Source organism: Streptomyces bacillaris, assembly GCF_003268675.1.
GTDB classification, from domain to species: Bacteria; Actinomycetota; Actinomycetes; order Streptomycetales; family Streptomycetaceae; genus Streptomyces; species Streptomyces bacillaris.
This window is the reverse complement of sequence record NZ_CP029378.1, coordinates 2,323,866-2,339,980: the sequence shown is the minus strand read 5'-3', so window position 1 is coordinate 2,339,980 and position 16,115 is coordinate 2,323,866. Positions and strand designations below refer to the sequence as shown.

15 protein-coding genes and 1 tRNA gene are annotated in these 16,115 nt (G+C 72.0%); 6 read left to right on the top strand and 10 right to left on the bottom strand.

The window, feature by feature from the left end:
- Nucleotides 1-91: 91 nt before the first annotated feature.
- From DJ476_RS09495 to ligD, 3 genes are all read right to left on the bottom strand, one after another.
- Nucleotides 92-424, bottom strand: a complete 333-nt coding sequence (locus DJ476_RS09495; RefSeq protein ID WP_103417415.1) for a zinc-ribbon domain-containing protein — start codon at nucleotides 422-424, stop codon at nucleotides 92-94.
- Nucleotides 421-2,685, bottom strand: a complete 2,265-nt coding sequence (locus DJ476_RS09490; protein WP_112490292.1) for a HEAT repeat domain-containing protein — start codon at nucleotides 2,683-2,685, stop codon at nucleotides 421-423. Before DJ476_RS09490 ends, DJ476_RS09495 begins: the two co-directional genes overlap by 4 nt.
- Nucleotides 2,686-3,112: 427 nt before the next feature.
- Entirely contained in the window at nucleotides 3,113-4,012 is a 900-nt protein-coding gene (gene ligD / locus DJ476_RS09485; RefSeq protein ID WP_112490291.1) for a non-homologous end-joining DNA ligase, read from the bottom strand.
- 91 nt (nucleotides 4,013-4,103) lie between these two features.
- On the opposite strand from ligD, the gene ku reads away from it, so the two are divergent.
- Nucleotides 4,104-5,258: a non-homologous end joining protein Ku gene (gene ku, locus DJ476_RS09480; RefSeq protein WP_112490290.1), complete on the top strand. Its 1,155-nt coding sequence runs from the start codon at nucleotides 4,104-4,106 to the stop codon at nucleotides 5,256-5,258.
- A 162-nt stretch (nucleotides 5,259-5,420) separates the two neighbouring features.
- Nucleotides 5,421-7,241, top strand: a complete 1,821-nt coding sequence (locus DJ476_RS09475) for a serine/threonine-protein kinase (RefSeq protein ID WP_318294507.1) — start codon at nucleotides 5,421-5,423, stop codon at nucleotides 7,239-7,241.
- On the opposite strand, the gene DJ476_RS09470 is transcribed toward DJ476_RS09475, so the two are convergent.
- The 6 genes from DJ476_RS09470 to DJ476_RS09440 all read right to left on the bottom strand — a co-directional run bounded on the left by DJ476_RS09470 (nucleotide 7,210) and on the right by DJ476_RS09440 (nucleotide 12,865).
- Entirely contained in the window at nucleotides 7,210-8,973 is a 1,764-nt protein-coding gene (locus DJ476_RS09470; RefSeq protein ID WP_318294506.1) for a hypothetical protein, read from the bottom strand. The two genes, DJ476_RS09475 and DJ476_RS09470, sit on opposite strands and share 32 nt — an antisense overlap.
- A 451-nt stretch (nucleotides 8,974-9,424) precedes the next feature.
- Entirely contained in the window at nucleotides 9,425-9,619 is a 195-nt protein-coding gene (locus DJ476_RS35475) for a hypothetical protein (RefSeq protein WP_241565501.1), read from the bottom strand.
- Nucleotides 9,620-10,006: 387 nt separating this feature from the next.
- Nucleotides 10,007-10,636: a hypothetical protein gene (locus tag DJ476_RS09455; protein ID WP_103417408.1), complete on the bottom strand. Its 630-nt coding sequence runs from the start codon at nucleotides 10,634-10,636 to the stop codon at nucleotides 10,007-10,009.
- A 7-nt stretch (nucleotides 10,637-10,643) separates the two neighbouring features.
- Nucleotides 10,644-12,116 (bottom strand): hypothetical protein, encoded by a 1,473-nt coding sequence (locus DJ476_RS09450; protein WP_241565500.1) that lies wholly within the window; start codon nucleotides 12,114-12,116, stop codon nucleotides 10,644-10,646.
- A gap of 46 nt (nucleotides 12,117-12,162) precedes the next feature.
- Nucleotides 12,163-12,648 (bottom strand): hypothetical protein, encoded by a 486-nt coding sequence (locus DJ476_RS09445; RefSeq protein WP_167480374.1) that lies wholly within the window; start codon nucleotides 12,646-12,648, stop codon nucleotides 12,163-12,165.
- Nucleotides 12,611-12,865, bottom strand: a complete 255-nt coding sequence (locus DJ476_RS09440; protein ID WP_318294505.1) for a DUF397 domain-containing protein — start codon at nucleotides 12,863-12,865, stop codon at nucleotides 12,611-12,613. Before DJ476_RS09440 ends, DJ476_RS09445 begins: the two co-directional genes overlap by 38 nt.
- A 202-nt stretch (nucleotides 12,866-13,067) precedes the next feature.
- On the opposite strand from DJ476_RS09440, the gene DJ476_RS09435 reads away from it, so the two are divergent.
- Both DJ476_RS09435 and DJ476_RS35115 read left to right on the top strand, forming a co-directional pair.
- On the top strand, nucleotides 13,068-13,274 hold the full coding sequence (locus DJ476_RS09435) for a hypothetical protein (protein ID WP_103417405.1): 207 nt from the start codon (nucleotides 13,068-13,070) through the stop codon (nucleotides 13,272-13,274).
- Between the two features lie 385 nt (nucleotides 13,275-13,659).
- Nucleotides 13,660-13,875, top strand: coding sequence for a hypothetical protein (locus DJ476_RS35115; RefSeq protein WP_181006462.1), 216 nt, complete (start codon nucleotides 13,660-13,662; stop codon nucleotides 13,873-13,875).
- A gap of 171 nt (nucleotides 13,876-14,046) precedes the next feature.
- Here the strand turns inward: DJ476_RS35115 and DJ476_RS09425 are convergent.
- A tRNA-Arg gene (locus tag DJ476_RS09425) sits at nucleotides 14,047-14,118 on the bottom strand.
- 173 nt (nucleotides 14,119-14,291) lie between these two features.
- On the opposite strand from DJ476_RS09425, the gene DJ476_RS09420 reads away from it, so the two are divergent.
- Both DJ476_RS09420 and nrtL read left to right on the top strand, forming a co-directional pair.
- Nucleotides 14,292-14,705: a response regulator gene (locus DJ476_RS09420; protein ID WP_028416372.1), complete on the top strand. Its 414-nt coding sequence runs from the start codon at nucleotides 14,292-14,294 to the stop codon at nucleotides 14,703-14,705.
- Nucleotides 14,706-14,875: 170 nt separating this feature from the next.
- Nucleotides 14,876-16,105, top strand: coding sequence for an ArgS-related anticodon-binding protein NrtL (gene nrtL / locus DJ476_RS09415; protein ID WP_112490287.1), 1,230 nt, complete (start codon nucleotides 14,876-14,878; stop codon nucleotides 16,103-16,105).
- The last annotated feature ends 10 nt before the right edge of the window (nucleotides 16,106-16,115 follow it).

Genomic DNA, 16,115 nt, shown 5'->3' with positions numbered 1-16,115 from the left:
GGCCGGAGCGCGCCCAGCGCCCCGGGGCCGGAGCGTGCTCAGAGCCGTGGACGGGACCGGAGCGTGTTCAGAGCCGTGGACCGGAGCGCGCTCAGCGCTGGAACGGGCTCTGGCCCGGCTGACCGGGCTGCCCCGGCTGTGTGAAGCCCGGCTGCTGCGCCGACGGTCCGGACCGGCCGTCGGGACCGGCCCCGTGCTGGGCGAGGAGCTGATCGGCCTGCTCCTGCGATATCTGCTGCTCACCGCCGCAGAACGTGCACTGCGTGGCGTACTTCGTCGAGAACGGGAACAGCGGGATGAAGAACAGCGTGAACTTCGTGACCCGCTTGCGCAGGGTGTGCGCGGCCGGATTGCCGCACCAGCCGCAGACCATCGTCAGGATGGCCAGTTGGTGCAGATAGCCCTTGGTGCCGAAAATGATCATGCCGTGCTCCCTCTCCCCGTCTTCCCCGTCCCCCGGAGTGCCTGCCGGCACAGCGCCAGGAGCTTCTCGTCCTCGTAGGTGTCATGGCTGCCGTACCCGCCGTCCAGCGCGTTGTGACGGCGTACGGAGGAGAGTTCGGCGCGCAGCACCTGTGCCGTCGTCGACGCCGGGTCGACCGGCCCCGTCCGCGCCAGGCATTCTGCCACCCGGACCCGGACATGGCGGTTCTTCTCCCAGGCGTCCAGCAGCACCCCGGTGCTCTCCTCCGTCCGCCCCGACACCTTGCGGAGCGCTATCGCCGCGTCCACCCGCAGCCAGAGCTCGTCATGGCCCAGCAGCCCGCGCAGCCGGGGCGCCACCGCCGCCGCCTGCGGACCGAGCGCCCCCAGCGCCGCCGCGGCCGCCCGCCGGTCGTGCACCTGGTCCGAGCCGAGCCCCTCGACCAGCACCGGCAGCACCGCGTCCCGGTCCCCGGCCACCGCCCACAGCGCCTCGGCCGCCTCCGTGGCCGTCCCCGGGCGCCCGAGCATCGCCCGCAGCTCCGGCACCGCCTCCCGGGCGGCGGGCCCGAACGAGCCGAGCGCCCGCAGCGCCGCCGTACGCAGCCACTCGCCCCGGTACGCCGGTGCGCCGCGCAGCACCCGCAGCACCTCCGGGGTCGCCTCGCCCGCCCGCAGCCCGGTCAGCCCGGCCAGTAACGGGCTCGCCCGGTCGTACGCCCCCTCGTCCAGGGGCACCCCGGCCAGCCTGCGCCGCAGCGCCCCGGCCAGCGGAAGGGCGGCCTCCCCGAGATGGGCGACGGCGAACCCCACGTCGTGCGGCACCTCCGGCAGCTCCAGGGCCGCCGCCAGGGCGGGCACCGCGCGGGCGTCCCCGAGCCGGGCCAGCGCCTTCACGGTGGAGCCGAGCCCCGGCGGACCGCTGGCCCACTCCTTCACCCAGCCCCCCGGATCGGCCGCCAGCCGGGCCGCCAGGGCGTCGGCAGTGGGGGCCGCCAGCGAGAACAGCTCCTCCAGTACGTGGGAGGCGGCCTCGGCCAGCCGGGGCTCGGGGTCGGAGAGCTGGTCCCCGACGAGCCCCACCAACTCCTCGTACGAGCCGCGCCAGGCCCGTATCAGCCCGCCGCTCATCCGTACGGCGTCGATGCGCTGCCAGCGGTCGGGGCTGCGGAGCTGGTCCACGAGGAGGGCCGTGCGGTCGCCGACCCGGTCGTCGAGGCCGACGTGCAGGGTGCGCAGCAGATCGGCGGCCCAGGGGGCGCCGCGCCCGGCGTTCTCCTGGGCGGAGAGCGCCCGCAACTGGCCCACCAGGGTCGGCGCCGGGGCCTGCTCCGCCCGGGAGGCGTCCGCCGTACCGACCGGGTCGGCCTCCGGCTCGGCCTCGGCGTCGGGGTCGGGCTCGCCGTCCGGGTCGAGCTGCTCGTGCGGTTCGTAGGCGTGCTGGGGTTCGTAGGGTCCGTGCTGCGGCTCGTAGGGCTCGTACGGCCCCTGGCGCGGGTACGGCTCGTGCTCGGGGCCGGTGGGGCCGGACCCCGGGCCCGTACGCAGCTCGCGCAGCAGCCCCGACACGACGGGCACCACATCGCGGGGCAGCGCGTCGGGCGAGCAGCGCGCCAGCTGGGCCAGCGCGGCGAGCCGCAGCCCCGGTGCCCGCTCCCGGCCCACCAGCAGGGTCAGCCACTGGGCCACCTGCCCGGCCAGCGGCCGGTGGCGCAGGGCGATCCGCCCGGCGGCCTCCACGAGAGCGAGCCGCACCTCCTTGTCGGGCTCCACCGGCAGCCGCTCCCGCAGCAGCGCCAGGACCCGCACGGGGTGCCGGTGCAGGGTGGCGAGCGCCAGCGGGGCCGCCAGCCGCACCCCGGGGTCCTCATCCGCGATCAGCTCGAAGAAGACCCCCGCCCCGGCGGTGACCGCGGCCGCCGCCATCGCGTAGTTCGCGGCGCCCTCGATCTCGTCCTCGTCGATCTCCTCGTCGTCCTCGTCGAGATCGAAACCGCCGATGCTGGTGAGCAGCTCGACCACACTGCCCCGGTCCTGCACGCCCGGGTCGACGGCGAGTTCGAAGAGGAAGGGGATGCACGCGAGGGTGCAGGCGTAGACGTCCCCCTGGTGGTGCACGGCCCCGTACATCCCGTCGAGCGCGCTCTCCCGCTCCGCCGGATCGGCGGAGGCGAGCCCCCGCAGGAGCGCCGGCACGTCGTCGGCGGGCCCGTAGGCATGCTCCATCGAAGCCCAGTCGACCTCATCGATCCCCGAGAACACGCCATCCCCTCCCCACGTCACGGCAGTGTCCGGAGGCTTCTCCCGCCCCCGCACACCTGTTCCCCGCACCCCTGTCGGCGTATCCCGAAGAAAGCGCCTGCGCAGAGTGTGCACTACGGCTCCGACAATCCACCCGTCACTTGTGGCCTTTCCTCATGCCGTGACCAGGTCATGACCCTGCCATGACGCAATGGCATCCCCACGGCCTGTGAGCAGCCTGTGAAACAGCGGAAACGAGCCCCGGCGCGGCCGACGCCGTACGCCCGGATCAGGCCGGACCGCCGGTCGGGATCAGGCCGGGACCGTCCGGGGGTCCGGTCGGGATCAGGCCGTACGGAGCCGGGCGCGGCCAGGGGGAGTCCCGTCGGGATCGGGCGGGTCCGGCCGGGAGTCCCGTCGTGATCGGTCGGGGAGGGGCCCCAGGAGGTCAGCCCGGACCCGGCGGCAGGGGCCGGGCCCGGTCCGGGTCGAGGAGGGGCCCGAGCAGGTCCCCGTACCGCTCCAGCCGCCCGGCCATGTCGTCCGCCCGGAACACCAGCGCCTCCGGGGTCCGGCACCCCTCGATCTCGTCCCAGGTGACCGGCGCGGAGACGGTGGGCTCGGCCCTGGCCCGCAGGGTGTAGGGCGTGGCGGTGGTCTTCGACGCGGAGTTCTGGCTGAAGTCGACGAAGACCTTGCCCGGCCGCAGGGCGCGCTTCATCCGGTGCAGGGCCAGGTCGGGCAGGGCGTCCTCCGCCTCCACCGCGAGCCGCCGGGCGTACGCGGACACCTCGGCGGCCGGGGCCGGCTCCAGCGGGACCAGCAAGTGCAGCCCCTTGGAGCCGGAGGTCTTCCCGTACGCGAACAGTCCGTCGGCGGCGAGCCGCTCCCGCAGCCAGCGGGCCACCGCACAGCACTCCACGACGGTCGCGGGGGAGCCCGGGTCCAGGTCGAAGACCATCCGGTCCGCGATCTCCGGGGCGTCCGCCCGCCACTGCGGGGTATGGAACTCCACCACCAGGTTGGCCGCCCACATCAGCGAGGCCAGATCCTGGATCATCACCTGCCGGGCGCCCGGGTCCTCGCTCCGGGGGACGGGGGTGGTGCGCACCCAGTCGGGTGTACCGGGCGGCGGATTCTTGGTGACGAAGACCTGGCCCCCGGGCCCGTCCGGATAGCGCAGGAAGGAGACCGGGCGGTCGCGCAGATGGGGCAGGATCGCGCCCGCCGCCGTGGCCGCGTAGTAGTGCAGCACCTCGCCCTTGGTGGTGCCGGTGGCCGGATGGAGCACCTTGTCGAGATTGCTCAGCGAGAGGCGCCGCCCCTCCACCTCCGTGATCGGCGTCATACGATAAGAGTCACACGAACCGTACGAAAATCTGCTCAAGCCCTCCTTCGCGGACATACGGGTACAGGGAGCGGGCGTAAAGGGGTGAACGGTGAGGTCCATATGGAACGGCGCGATCTCCTTCGGGCTGGTCAGCATCCCCATCAAGCTGGTCAACGCCACCGAGAACCACTCGATCCACTTCCGGCAGATCCACCTCGCCGACGGTGGCCGGATCCGGTACCGGAAGGTCTGTGAGCTGGACGAGGAGGAGGTGTCCGGCGGCGAGATCGGCAAGGCGTACGAGGACGCCGACGGCACGATGATCCCGATCACCGACGAGGATCTGGCCCAGCTCCCGCTGCCCACGGCCAAGACCATCGAGATCGTCGCCTTCGTGCCAGCCGACGAGATCGACCCGCTCCAGATGGACACGGCGTACTACCTCTCCGCCAACGGGGTCCCGGCGGCCAAGCCCTACACCCTGCTGCGCGAGGCCCTCAAGCGCAGCAACAAGGTGGCCGTCGCCAAGTTCGCCCTGCGCGGTCGCGAACGGCTCGGCATGCTCCGGGTCGTGGACGACGTGATCGCCATGCACGGGCTCCTCTGGCCCGACGAGATCCGGGCCCCCGAGGGGGTCGCCCCGGAGGGCGACGTCACGGTCCGCGACGCCGAACTCGACCTGGCGGACGCCCTGATGGACACCCTCGGTGAGGTCGACATGGACAGCCTCCACGACGACTACCGGGAGGCGGTGGAGGAACTGATCGCGGCGAAGGCGTCGGGGGAGGCGGTGGAGCCCTCGGAGTCGCAGGAGCCTGGCGGCGGCAAGGTCATCGACCTGATCGCGGCGCTGGAGAGCAGCGTCCGCGCGGCGAAGAAGTCGCGAGGGGAGGGGCAGGAGGACGAGGAGGACGAAGAGGCCGGGGCCGAGGGGGACATGGCGAAGGTCCACCCCATCAAGAAGAGGGCGGCGAAGAAGTCGACGGCGGCACGGACGAAGTCGACTCCCAAGGAGACGGGCGCGAAGAAGTCGACGGCGTCCGGCTCGTCCACGGCCGGGAGGACGACGCAGAAGCAGCGGAAGACGACATCGTCCTCCGCGAAGAGGACGAGCGGCCGGGGCACGGCGAAGAGCACCGCCGGGACCGCCACGAAGAGCACCGCCAAGTCCGCCACCAAGAGCACGGCCAAGAGCGGTGGGAAGACCCCCGCGAAGGGCACCAAGAAGACGGCATCCGCGCCGCGCAAACGCGCCTCGGCCTGACCCGCCGCGCCTCGGCCCGACCCGCCCGCGCCCCTCTCGCGCACCCGCCGGGCACCCGGCCCCGCGCCCCGCCCCGCCCCGCGCCCCGCCGCGCAGGGGCTGCCGCGTCCGACTTCCGGCCCCGGCTCCCCCCTGTCGTACGTCCCCCGTACGCTACGGCGCATGAGCGAAGAGGCCCCCTCGGGACGGGTGATCGACGGCCGCTTCACCCTGGTGGAGCGGCTCGGCAGTGGCGGCATGGGCATGGTCTGGCGCGCCCGCGACGAGGCGCTCCACCGCGACGTCGCCCTCAAAGAGGTGCGGCCCCCGGACCCGGCGCTCGCGGAGTACGACCCGGAGGGCGCCCGCACCCTGCGCGCCCGGGTCCTGCGCGAGGCCCGCGCCCTGGCCCGCCTGGACCACCCGAACGTGGTCACCGTCCACCACATCGTCGACCCGGGCGAGGACGGCTACCCCTGGATCGTGATGGAGCTGGTGGCCGGCTCCTCGCTCCAGGACCGGCTGGCCGAAGGGCCGATGGACCCGGCCGAGGCCGCAGAGCTGGGGCGCGGCATCCTCTCCGCCCTGGTCGCCGCCCACGCCTCCGGCATCCAGCACCGCGACGTCAAGCCCGCCAACGTCCTGCTGCGCCCCGACGGCCGCCCGGTCCTCACGGACTTCGGCATCGCCGCGATCCGCGAGTCGACCAGCCTCACCATGACGGGCGCCCTCATCGGCTCGCCCGACTACATAGCCCCCGAGCGCATCCGGGGCACCGAGGGCGACCCGTCCTCGGACCTCTGGTCGCTCGGCATGATGCTGTACGTCGCGGTCGAGGGCCACCACCCGCTGCGCAAGGCCACCACGCTCGCCACCCTGGCCGCCGTGCTCGACGAGGAGGTCCCCCCGCCGGTACGGGCCGGGGCGCTCGCCCCCGTACTGAAGGCGCTGCTGACCCGGGACATCCCGGCCCGCCCGGACGCCGCCACCCTGGACCGGATGCTGGCCGAGGCGGCGACGAGCCCGACGGCCACCCCCGTACAGCCCACTCCCGTACCGCCCACGCCCGACCCCAGAAGCGCCTACGGATCACCGCCGCCGTCCCCCGCGCAACCGACGCGGCCGCCGACCGGGTTCGGCCACCCGCAGGCGTTCGCGACCCCGGTGGACGCCCCGCGCAACCCGTACGCGAACAACCCGTACGCAACCCCGCCCACGCCTCCGGCCGGGGCCCCGTCCTCGGCGACGGTCCCGACGGTCACCGACGACGAGGAGCGCAGACACCGCCTCCAGCGCCGGACCCGGGTGATCAGCACGCTCGGGACCATCGTCTCGGCGGCTGTGCTGGTGGGCGTCTTCTGGATGATCGACCCCTCGTACTTCCGGGGCGGGGGAGACGACAGCGCCAAGGGCGGAGGCGGCCCGGAGACCACGGCGAGCGCCCCGGCCAACGCCCGCAGCGCCCCGCCGCCCAGCGCGGCGGGCCGACCGGTGGCGGACGACGAGGAGCCGGGGGCGGACGACGACGGCGACGACGGGGCGGAGGCCGTCACCGACCTGCTCACCCCGCAGGGGGCGCGGCAGGCCATCGCGGGGCTGAAGCCGCTGATGGGCGGGACGAAGGTCACCGACTTCACCCTCTACGACAAGCACGCCTCCGCCAAGGCGCCGCTGAAGTCCAACTCCCGCCTCTACGACCGCTTCACCTACCGGGACGGCCAGGCGAAGAACGACGACATGGGCGGCACGCTCATGTCCGGGGACAAGCCGGTCGACCTGGATTCGGTGAACTGGGACGCCCTGCCCGCCCTGCTGCGGACGGCCAGGACGACGCTCAACATCCCGGAGCCGGAGAGCAGTTACGTGATCGTGGACCCGTCGTCGCCCTTCCACGGCGACCGCCCGGTGCTGCGCGTCTACGTCTCCGACAAGTACGGCGGCGCCTACCTCACCGCCGAGCTGAACGGCAAGGTCATCGAGAAGAACCCGCGCGAGGAAGGCTGAGCGAGGTGGGTTCGAGGAGGTCGGGCAGGGCGGGCAGCCGGGGCTCCAGCAGGCTGCGTTCGATGACGTAGGTGCAGCTGGTGTACGTGTACCCGGGCCGGACCTTCGACCCCGCCGCGTAACTGTCCACCCGGGACGAGGCGCCCGTACCGTGCTTGTAGAGGAAGTGGTAGTCGCCCGCGGGCAGTTGGAGCCGGGCCTTGGGGTAGTTCTTGCCGCTGACCTTGCAGGCGAGCGTGGAACCGGTCGCCGCGCTGTACCGCTTGCAGTCGCCGCAGGGCTTCAGCGTGACGGTGCCGGTGACCGGCCCGGTGTAGAGGACCTCGACCCCGTTGGGCGCGTCGTTGCTGATGACCAGCTCCATGCGGGGCCCGCCGGGGTCCCCGGACGGCGGCAGCCGCTTGCCCGCGGCCGGCCGGGCGGCGGCTATCTCGGCGGCGATGGCGATCTTCCGGGCCTGCGCGGCCCGCCCGTCGTTGTTGTGGGTACGGGCGAAGCGGTCCAGGGTCAGCTTGGCCTGGCTGAACTTCCCCTCCTCGAACCGGTCGACCCCGCAGGCGTAGTCCCCGTCCTGAACTCCCTTGCCGGCCTTGGCACTCAGCCCCGGCACGTGCTGGGCGGGCAGGGCGGCGACGGTGGTCCGCAGCCCCCGCAACGCCTCGGCGGCCGCGCACGGATCGTCGCCCTTCACCTCCGCGACCCGCCCGTCGATCCGCTCACCGAGCACCGGGGCCACCTGCCGCGCGGGCTCGGACTCGGGGAACGTACGCAGCAACTCCCCGAACTCCGCCGCCCCTCCGGGCGAACTCCCGCCCAGCCGCGAGACCCCGCACGCGTACAGCGACTCCGCGAGCGGCCCGTCCGGCCACCCGGCCAGCTCGCCCAGCAGCCCCCGGTCCACGGTCCCCGGCAGACTCCGCAGATACGTCAACGGCTCGACGGCCTCGCAGTGCCGCTTCTCGGCGTACGGGGAGGAGACGGCGTCGTAGTAGTCCTTGAGCCGGTCCGGCACGAGCCCGGCGGCCCGGGAGTCCGGGTGGTCCCGGTCGAGCGCACGGTAGACGCCGAGAGCCTTCTCGTACTCCCCCTTCGCCGCCCCGAACGGCTGCCCGGACGCGGCGGCCACCCGCCGGTCCCCGCTCTCCAGCCGGTCCAGCAGCATCTCCTCCCGCGCCTCGTCCCGCGCGGCCCCGTACGCCACCACCCCACCGGCCGGGACCGCCAGCAGCACGACCCCCAGCCCGACCGCCACCACCGGCCGCCACGACCCGCCGACGGCCGACCGCAAGGCGATCCGCGCCCCGTCGACAGCGGCAAGAGCGACGAGAACCCCATAGACGACGACCCACCGGGCAGGCACCCCGTCCGGCTCGGCGGGCAACGCCACAAGAAGCAGCACCCCGGTGGCGACCCAGCACGCAACGGCCCGCCCCCACCGCCCCAGCAACGCATACCCGAGCCCCAGCCCACTCAGATTGAGCACCCCGGCCGCAACGGCCCGCAACCCGGCCCCAGCAGGCGGCGGCCCGACAGCAGGCGGCCGGTCCGGAGGCGGCGGAGCCCCGAAGGAGGACGGCCCGGAGGGAGGCGGCCCGAACCCGGGCGGCCCGACAGGCGGCGGCGGAACGGCACCACCGGCCCCGGCCCCGGGCGCGGCTCCGTGCCCGCGCCCGTCCGCTCCCTGCCCGCCCGCGTCCTGCCCCGCAGCTCCGAACTGTCCACCGGACTCCATCACGGCCCCCCGCCGTCGAGTCTCACAAGTCCCGGGAAATATGCCCATCTTGCTGCCACTTCACGCGTAATGAAAGGCCGACTATGTGCAGCTTCCGGCCTCACCGCTGCCCGGCCAGGAGCACTCAGTCAGGTGAACCGCAGCGAGACACAAGCGCTCACCGGCGTCGGCCTTGTATCCGGCCCAAGTCCACCAGCCACGTCTGTGTCCCGTCCACCGCGCAGGAGCACTGTGCCAGCAGGATCCACCAGCCCCGAGTTCGAGCGTGCTTGTGGAGACGATCACGTAGTCGCGGGAGTTGCTGAAGGCTTCCTCTGCGCGCCTGTGCTCATCGGCGGACAGGGAAGCGTGCGGCAGGAAGGCGTTGACTCCCTTGGCGCGCAGGCTCTGCCCCGACGAGCTCGTGCATGGTTGCCTGTGCGACGCCGAGAGGTGCAGGTCCGTCCGGTGTTCACTGTGCCTGACAGTCCGTGCGGCTGACGGTCCGCTGGGGTGAGAGCAGGCTGGCGACGGCTTGGATCGTGTCGCTCATGTGCTCGCGTCGGCCGTGGTGCCGGGCGAGTGACCGCCAGTCCCCGTCGGCGTCCCCGGAGCCGGCCTCCGGGGACGCGGCGGCGAGACCCTGGATGGAGGCCGCGTCGCCCATCCGCTCCCGGTGGGAGCGGATGTCTTGGAAGAGGGAGCCGGTCCGGTAGACCTGCGGGGTCGGAGCCTGCGGATGCAGTGCCGCCCTCCTCGGTGACCGCCTCGGCAAGCTTGAGCACACAGTCGGAGGCCGAGCTGGACGTCTTGCTGCTGAAGACATCTCGGAGGAGGGGGGACTGCGGAGGCTGTCGGGGCCATCTCTGCCTCGCTTCTCCTGGATCTCGTGCGCCTGCGACGGTCGGGCATCCCGGCTCGGACGGCTGCGCGCACGCCTGCGGGCCCGGCCTCGATCGCATCCGGCTGAGAGGACCGCACGGCGGGGTGGGCGGGAGAGGTGAGTGGGGGGGGAAGACGACCTCCTCCACTTTCAGGACCTGCGTATCGCGGCTCAGGAAGCCTGGTCCGCGGGAGGCGGCGTCACGGACGGTTCGATGGTCGACCGGACGTAGATCCGCGTCGTACCGGCCGTGAACTCGTGAGCGAAGAGGTCGATGCAGCGTTGGAGGTACTTGCCTTCCGGCGATGTGAGGTCGTCCGGGCACAGGCTGGCCATGCGCAGTCCCTGGACGAACGTCTCCGGTTCGGGCAGCCCGAGGTGACCGAAGGCGGCCGCAGGACGGTACCCCTTCTCCTTGGGGCGGGAGTTCCCGATCATCACCGTGCCCTTCTCGATGAGCCGACCGGTGTAGGTCTCCGCTTCCTCGCTCGGCAGGACGAAGGACAGCAGACCGGTGTCGAAGCGTTGCCCGACCTTGTAACCGGCCCGGCGGTCCGACGCCCCCTCCGGGATGCGGATGCCGAGCTGGCCGCTCATCCAGGCCGGCGTGGCCCCGTCCTCCCAGCAACAGGCCATCTCCTTCTCCGCCAGGTCCGACGACACGTCGTCGGCGGCGCAAGAGACCACACCGACCGTGGCGGCGACGCAGGCGAAGAGCGCCAGCGCGATGGCGGAGACGATCGGCGTACGACGGCGTCGCACCGGCTGTTCGCCGTCGGCGCTCCTGCTGGAACTGCTCATCGGTCCTTCACCGCGCTTCCTGTTGCTCGCGGCCCGGGTCCGTGCGACCGCCCTCGCGCCCGGGCTCGTCCGGCGCGGGCAGCGGGCCTTGGAGCGGGGCCGATCCGCCCAGATCGTAGTGCTTGACGGAACTGCTGCCTGCCATGTCGAACTCCTGGGCGATGCCGGTCGTGTGCAGACGAGCCATCCGGCCATCCGGAATGTCCATGCCGCCGCCCCACGGAAGGCCGATATTCACCCCCTTGTTCTCGTCCCAGTTATAGCGGTCCCACGCATTGGCCTGGTAGTCGAGACCGACCTTGGGTTCGCCGCTGGCGTCGGGAACCACGGTGACCACTCCGGTCACATTCGACCTGGTGGATCCGACCGCGAAGAACCAGTTCTCGTTGACGCCCTGGTTGAAACTGAAGTCGCGGTTGCTGGTCTCCACCGGTATCGAGACGGGCCGGCCCCCGTTGCGTCGGAATTCCGCGAGAGCCTGTTCGCGCCACGTGTCCTTGTGCGCCGCGATGCTGCCCTCGATGTGCGCGCGGAAGTCCGGTACGTCCGACATCATCTTGTCGACCGGCAGCTCCATGTCCGTCCCGCTGTTCGCCAGGTAGTGAGCCATGTGGCGTGAGGCGTCGTTGTCACCCTTCCAGTCGGCGGCCTCGGCGATCAGGTTCATCTTCTCCCGGACCCTTCGGTCCTCCGCCCCTGGTTTCTCGCTGCCGTGCGGCCCCGAGCCACGGTCGGGAGCGGCTTGTTTCACGGTGGGTGTGAGGAGCCCCGCCGCGAGAAGACCGTCCTTGTGCCCGGTCCACAGCTCCGCGCGGGCCTGAGGGCTCAGCGACGTCCAGAGACGCTGCAGCTCGGCCCGCTGTGCCGTGTTCGCGTCGCTCCCCAGCGAGGCGAGTTTGGTTGCGCGCGGCAGTTGGTCCTCGTCGAGCGAGGTGTACGTCGCGTGCCCCGCGTTGTGCGGGTCGCCGCCATGGCTGCGCTGCAGGGCCCGGGTCACGGCCGCATCGATCTCCGCCGCGTGCGCCACCAGGCCCGTGAGGGTGTCGGCGTACCACTGCATGAGGTCCTTCGTCCGCTGGGACGTGCCCTCCACACCACAGAAGGCCTCGATCACCTTCACGGTGCCGTGGGGACCGTCCGACACCAGTAACCCCGGATCAGGGCCTGCCGCCCGGTCAGGATCGCCCTTGCGCGCCTCCGCCGACAGCTTCCGGGCCTGCTTCTGCACGTGGGTCAGTTCCTCGTGGGCGTCCCGGAGGACGGCCGCGATGCTCTGGGCCTCCACCTGGAGATCCGCGACCTCCTTGACCGTCTTGCGGACGAACCCTTTGGTGACAGTCGCGTTCAGCCCTGCCCAGTCGGCCCCGTCGGACAGGCGGAGGAGACCCTTTTGGACGTCGGTCCTGAGCTTCTTCAACCCGGCCGCCGTCGAGGCCCAGTCATCGGCAGCCGAACCCAGCTTCCCCAGGTCGACTTCCATGAGATCCGTGTACGAGAACGCCCCCATATCCTCCGTTCCCCCCTGATCACTTCACGTACTTCAGCAGCTCCGACACCGGTACGGCGGAGCCGTTGCGCCCCTTGAGCGTGGCGGCGATCTCCACCTCGTCGTTGACGGCCGACTTCTTCGAGTAGTCCAGGTGGTTGGAGATGTGCGCACACATCTGGAGAACCGTCTTCACCTGCGAGGTCCAGACTTCGAGGGTGGTGTACAGCTCACTTCCCGCGCTGAAGTTCCGGCCCTGCAACTCCGCCGCCGCCCGAGCGGTGGTCCCCGCGCCGGACTTGTCGGCACCAGCCCCCGCGAGGTCGGCGCGCTTCCGCAGCTCCCCGTGGACGCGGAATGCCTCACTTCCGACCGCCCCGAGGTCGTCCTGGTGGACCACGAGGTCGGGATCGGTTCTGGACCCTGGCGCGCCTGGCTGGGGCCCGGCGGTGTTGAGGCTCATCTGCGCTGACTGCCGGTTCTGCGCGTCAGCTTTGAGCGCAGCCCACTCGTCGTCGAACGTCATGGGTCCCCCGCCCTGATCGATGCCAACGCTTCACTTTAGCAACGGGGTTGCCGATCGATCGCGGGGTTTCATCGTGCATGCCATGCACGGCACCCAACGTCAGACAGAGCAGCTCACTGACGAACCCGCGCCAGGCGTGGTGGCCGAAGGCGATGGCGGGCCCGGTAGAGCGCTTGCTGTCTCGGACGGGGACGACGTGGGGGAGGTTGGGGGCCACATCGACGCAACCCCCTGTCCGCCGCTGAAGTTGCTGATGCGCCACCTCGCACACGGAGAATCCGACACGCGCGCTGCCCGTAGGCTGCGATGTTCCGTTCGCCCAGGACACACCCGCCGGGCCGGAACACGGATCGCCTTTCGTCACGCCTGCGGACGTGCTGCGCAAGGGCCTTCCATACGTTTCCCGGACAGACAACTGGATGGCCACCTCCGATGAGGACGCGGTGTGCGATGCCAGGTCCCTGCTTCTGGCCACCAGGGAGGACGGTGTGCACGCAGTCCTGAACGCGGTGCCGGTCGTTCCCGGCCGAGGCGTGCTTGCCATGCGGGCCGCCACTTTGGCGGACACGTACTGGCTGAAGGGACCGATCTGCTACCGCCTGCGGTCGGCTGATGCGACGAGCTGAGGAACCGTGAGCAGCTCGATGCCTGGCTTTCCCCACGACGGCTGCCTCTCGGCAGTGTCGTTGGTTGCGTCCTGGCTAGTCTGGAGATCATGAGCATAGAAGCAGTTGGCGATCTCCTTGAAAGGGGCGTGGGTATGGAGACGGCCAGGGCGAGCGCATCACCAGCCGACCGAAGAGACCGTCGGCCCAGTGGGTTCTCCAGCCGCGCGGCACGACGCGGGTAAGGGGACCACAGCATTTCCGGCACTCGATACGGGACGGAGTCCGGCTCTCCGCCCTCGAATCCGTCCTGGGAGCCGATGGGAACGCCCTCAGAGCTCTCTTCCCCGACGGTGTCGCACGTCTCTGGGGATCGACACCTCCGGTTCGGGAGAGATCCGAGAAGGTGACCGCGCTGGCCGGACGCAAGGTCGGCGACGAAGTGCTCTTCTACGCCGGGAAGAAATTCGTCGCCAGGGCCAGGATCATCGGTCTTTTCGACAACCGCGCCCTTGCCGAAGCTGTTTGGAGAACGGACGAGAACCAGCTGAAGCTCCACGCCGACCATGTCATCGAGCAGGAGTACCTCGAATACCACCGGGGGCTGTGCGGACGCGGGTGAATGCCGTCCCGCCCCGGCGTGGCAGTCCGTCCGGAACCGATCACCGGGCTGTCGCGCCGCCCCTGATGACACTCGTGCCGCCCGGAGCGGTGGAGAAGGATCCGGATACGCGAAGACCCCGCTGCCGGCGTGAACGCTGGTGGCGGGGTCTTGTCGGCACTTCCTGCGAAGTGCCCCCGGCAGGATTCGAACCTGCGCACCCGGCTCCGGAGGCCGATGCTCTATCCCCTGAGCTACGGGGGCGTATCGCGGTGTTGCTCTGCGACGGGTGAAACACTACCAGCTCCCGACGGGTGTCCGTGAACAGGTATTCCGTCGTGGCAGCAGGTCCCCCGTCCGGGGCGGAAGTGGGCAAACGCCGGACGCGGTCACCGGGGCCGACCTACTCTCGAAGGGTGTCAGGGGCGTACGGCCGCGTGCTTGTTGTCGACGACAACAAGGTCATCCGGCAGCTGATCAGGGTCAATCTCGAGCTGGAGGGCTTCGAGGTCGTGACCGCGGCCGATGGTGTCGAGTGCCTGGACCTGGTCCACCGGATCCGTCCCGATGTGGTCACCCTCGATGTCGTGATGCCCCGCCTCGGCGGCCTGGAGACCGCGACCGGGCTGCGCTCCGACCCCCGCACCCGCCATCTGCCCATCGCCGTCATCAGCGCCTGCACGCCGTACGAGGTGGACGCGGGTGTGTCGGCCGGGGTCGACGCGTTCCTGGCCAAGCCGTTCGAGCCGAGCGAGCTGGTGCGGATGGTGCACCGGCTGGCGACCGGGGAGGAGCGGCCGTCGGTCGACGGGCGGAGCGGGGCCGGGTGCGCGGGGACCACCACCGGTTGAGCGGCGGGCGGACCATGCACCGAGCAGCCGGGACCACCACGGCCGGCCCGCGCAGGCCGTACTACTTGCCCCACGTCGGCGCCACCCGCTGACCTGCGCGGGCGCCACCCGCTGACCGGATGGCGAAACCGGGTCGCGGAACGACCCTCCTCCTCCCATACGCTTGTCCCGTGACCCCCGCCGATCTCTCCCGGACCGTGCTGCACGCCGTGCGCCGCGCGGTCGACGAGGACGTGCTGCGCGCGCCGGTGCCCGCGCGCGTGCGGGTGGAGAGGACCCGGCCCGGCGGCAGCGGCGACTACGCCTGTGCGGTCGCCCTCCAGCTCGCCGGGGAGGCCGGGCTGCCAGCCCTGGAGGTTGCCCGGATCCTGCGCGAGCGGGTAGCCGCCGAGCCCGGGATCGGGCGGGTCGAGGTCACCGGGCCCGGGTTCCTGAGCTTCACGCTGGACGCGCCCGTCGACCGTGATCGGGCCGTTCTCGACGCCGTACGGGAACGGGGCCTCGCCTACGGACACGGGGACGCGTTCCGGGGCGAGGCCCTTCGGCTGCACCACGCGCGGGAGGTCCGTGCCGCCGTCACCGCCGATGCCGTACGCCGGCTCCTCGCCGCCCAGGGCGCCCGCGTCCGGGTCGGTTGCGAGGAGGCGGGGGCGGCGGAGGAAGAGGAGTGGGAGCGGCTCGGGGCGAGCCCGGACGCGTACGGGCCGGATGTGTCCGGGCCGGATGCGTACGGGGCGGGTGCGCCGGAGCGCATCGTGATCCGGCCCGTGCCTGCCGGAGCCACCGGGGCGGGGTTGCTGGAGCGGCTCGGGCCGGATGCCGCCCGCTGGGGGCTGCTGCGGCCCGCCGCGCACGACCGGGCCCCTCTCGGCCCCGACCTGCTCGTCCAGGGGGAGGCCAACCCGCTCTTCCGGGTCCGGTACGCCTATGCCAGGACCCGTGCCCTCACCCGTAACGCCGCGGCTCTGGGGTTCGCCTCCGAGCCGGAGGACGTCGCTCCGGCCGGGCCCGGCACGGGCCGGGATTCCGACTCGTACGTAGGCTCCGCCCCGTACGCCGAGCCCGCCGCAGCAGGCGCGGAGCCCTCCGCCCACGGAAGCCCCGAGCCCGTTGCCTCGTACGGCGAGCCCCCTGCCCGTCCCCTCCTCGATCTCCTCGCCGATCACCCCGGCGTCCTCCTCGCCGCAGCCCGTCACCGCGCGCCCGACCGGGTCGCCCGGCAGCTGGAAGCCGTTGCGCACGCCTTCTTCGCCTTCCACGACTCCTGTCCGCCGCTGCCCATGGGTGACGAGAAACCCTCGGCCGCCCACCGCTCCCGGCTGGCCCTCGCCGAAGCCGCCGGGACGGTGCTGGCAGGCGGCCTGTCCCTGCTCGGTATCAGCGCGCCCGCACACCTCTGACGAATCCGAA

Coding starts and splice junctions, on each gene's coding strand:
- DJ476_RS09445 (WP_167480374.1), bottom strand. CDS start 12,648: ATGACGTTCGACGACGAGTGGGCTGCGCTCAAAGCTGACGCGCAGAAC.
- DJ476_RS09435 (WP_103417405.1), top strand. CDS start 13,068: ATGGCCACCTCCGATGAGGACGCGGTGTGCGATGCCAGGTCCCTGCTT.
- ligD (WP_112490291.1), bottom strand. CDS start 4,012: ATGACGCCGATCACGGAGGTGGAGGGGCGGCGCCTCTCGCTGAGCAAT.
- DJ476_RS09455 (WP_103417408.1), bottom strand. CDS start 10,636: ATGAGCAGTTCCAGCAGGAGCGCCGACGGCGAACAGCCGGTGCGACGC.
- DJ476_RS09475 (WP_318294507.1), top strand. CDS start 5,421: ATGAGCGAAGAGGCCCCCTCGGGACGGGTGATCGACGGCCGCTTCACC.
- DJ476_RS35475 (WP_241565501.1), bottom strand. CDS start 9,619: ATGGGCGACGCGGCCTCCATCCAGGGTCTCGCCGCCGCGTCCCCGGAG.
- DJ476_RS09470 (WP_318294506.1), bottom strand. CDS start 8,973: ATGGAGTCCGGTGGACAGTTCGGAGCTGCGGGGCAGGACGCGGGCGGG.
- DJ476_RS09495 (WP_103417415.1), bottom strand. CDS start 424: ATGATCATTTTCGGCACCAAGGGCTATCTGCACCAACTGGCCATCCTG.
- DJ476_RS09450 (WP_241565500.1), bottom strand. CDS start 12,116: ATGGAAGTCGACCTGGGGAAGCTGGGTTCGGCTGCCGATGACTGGGCC.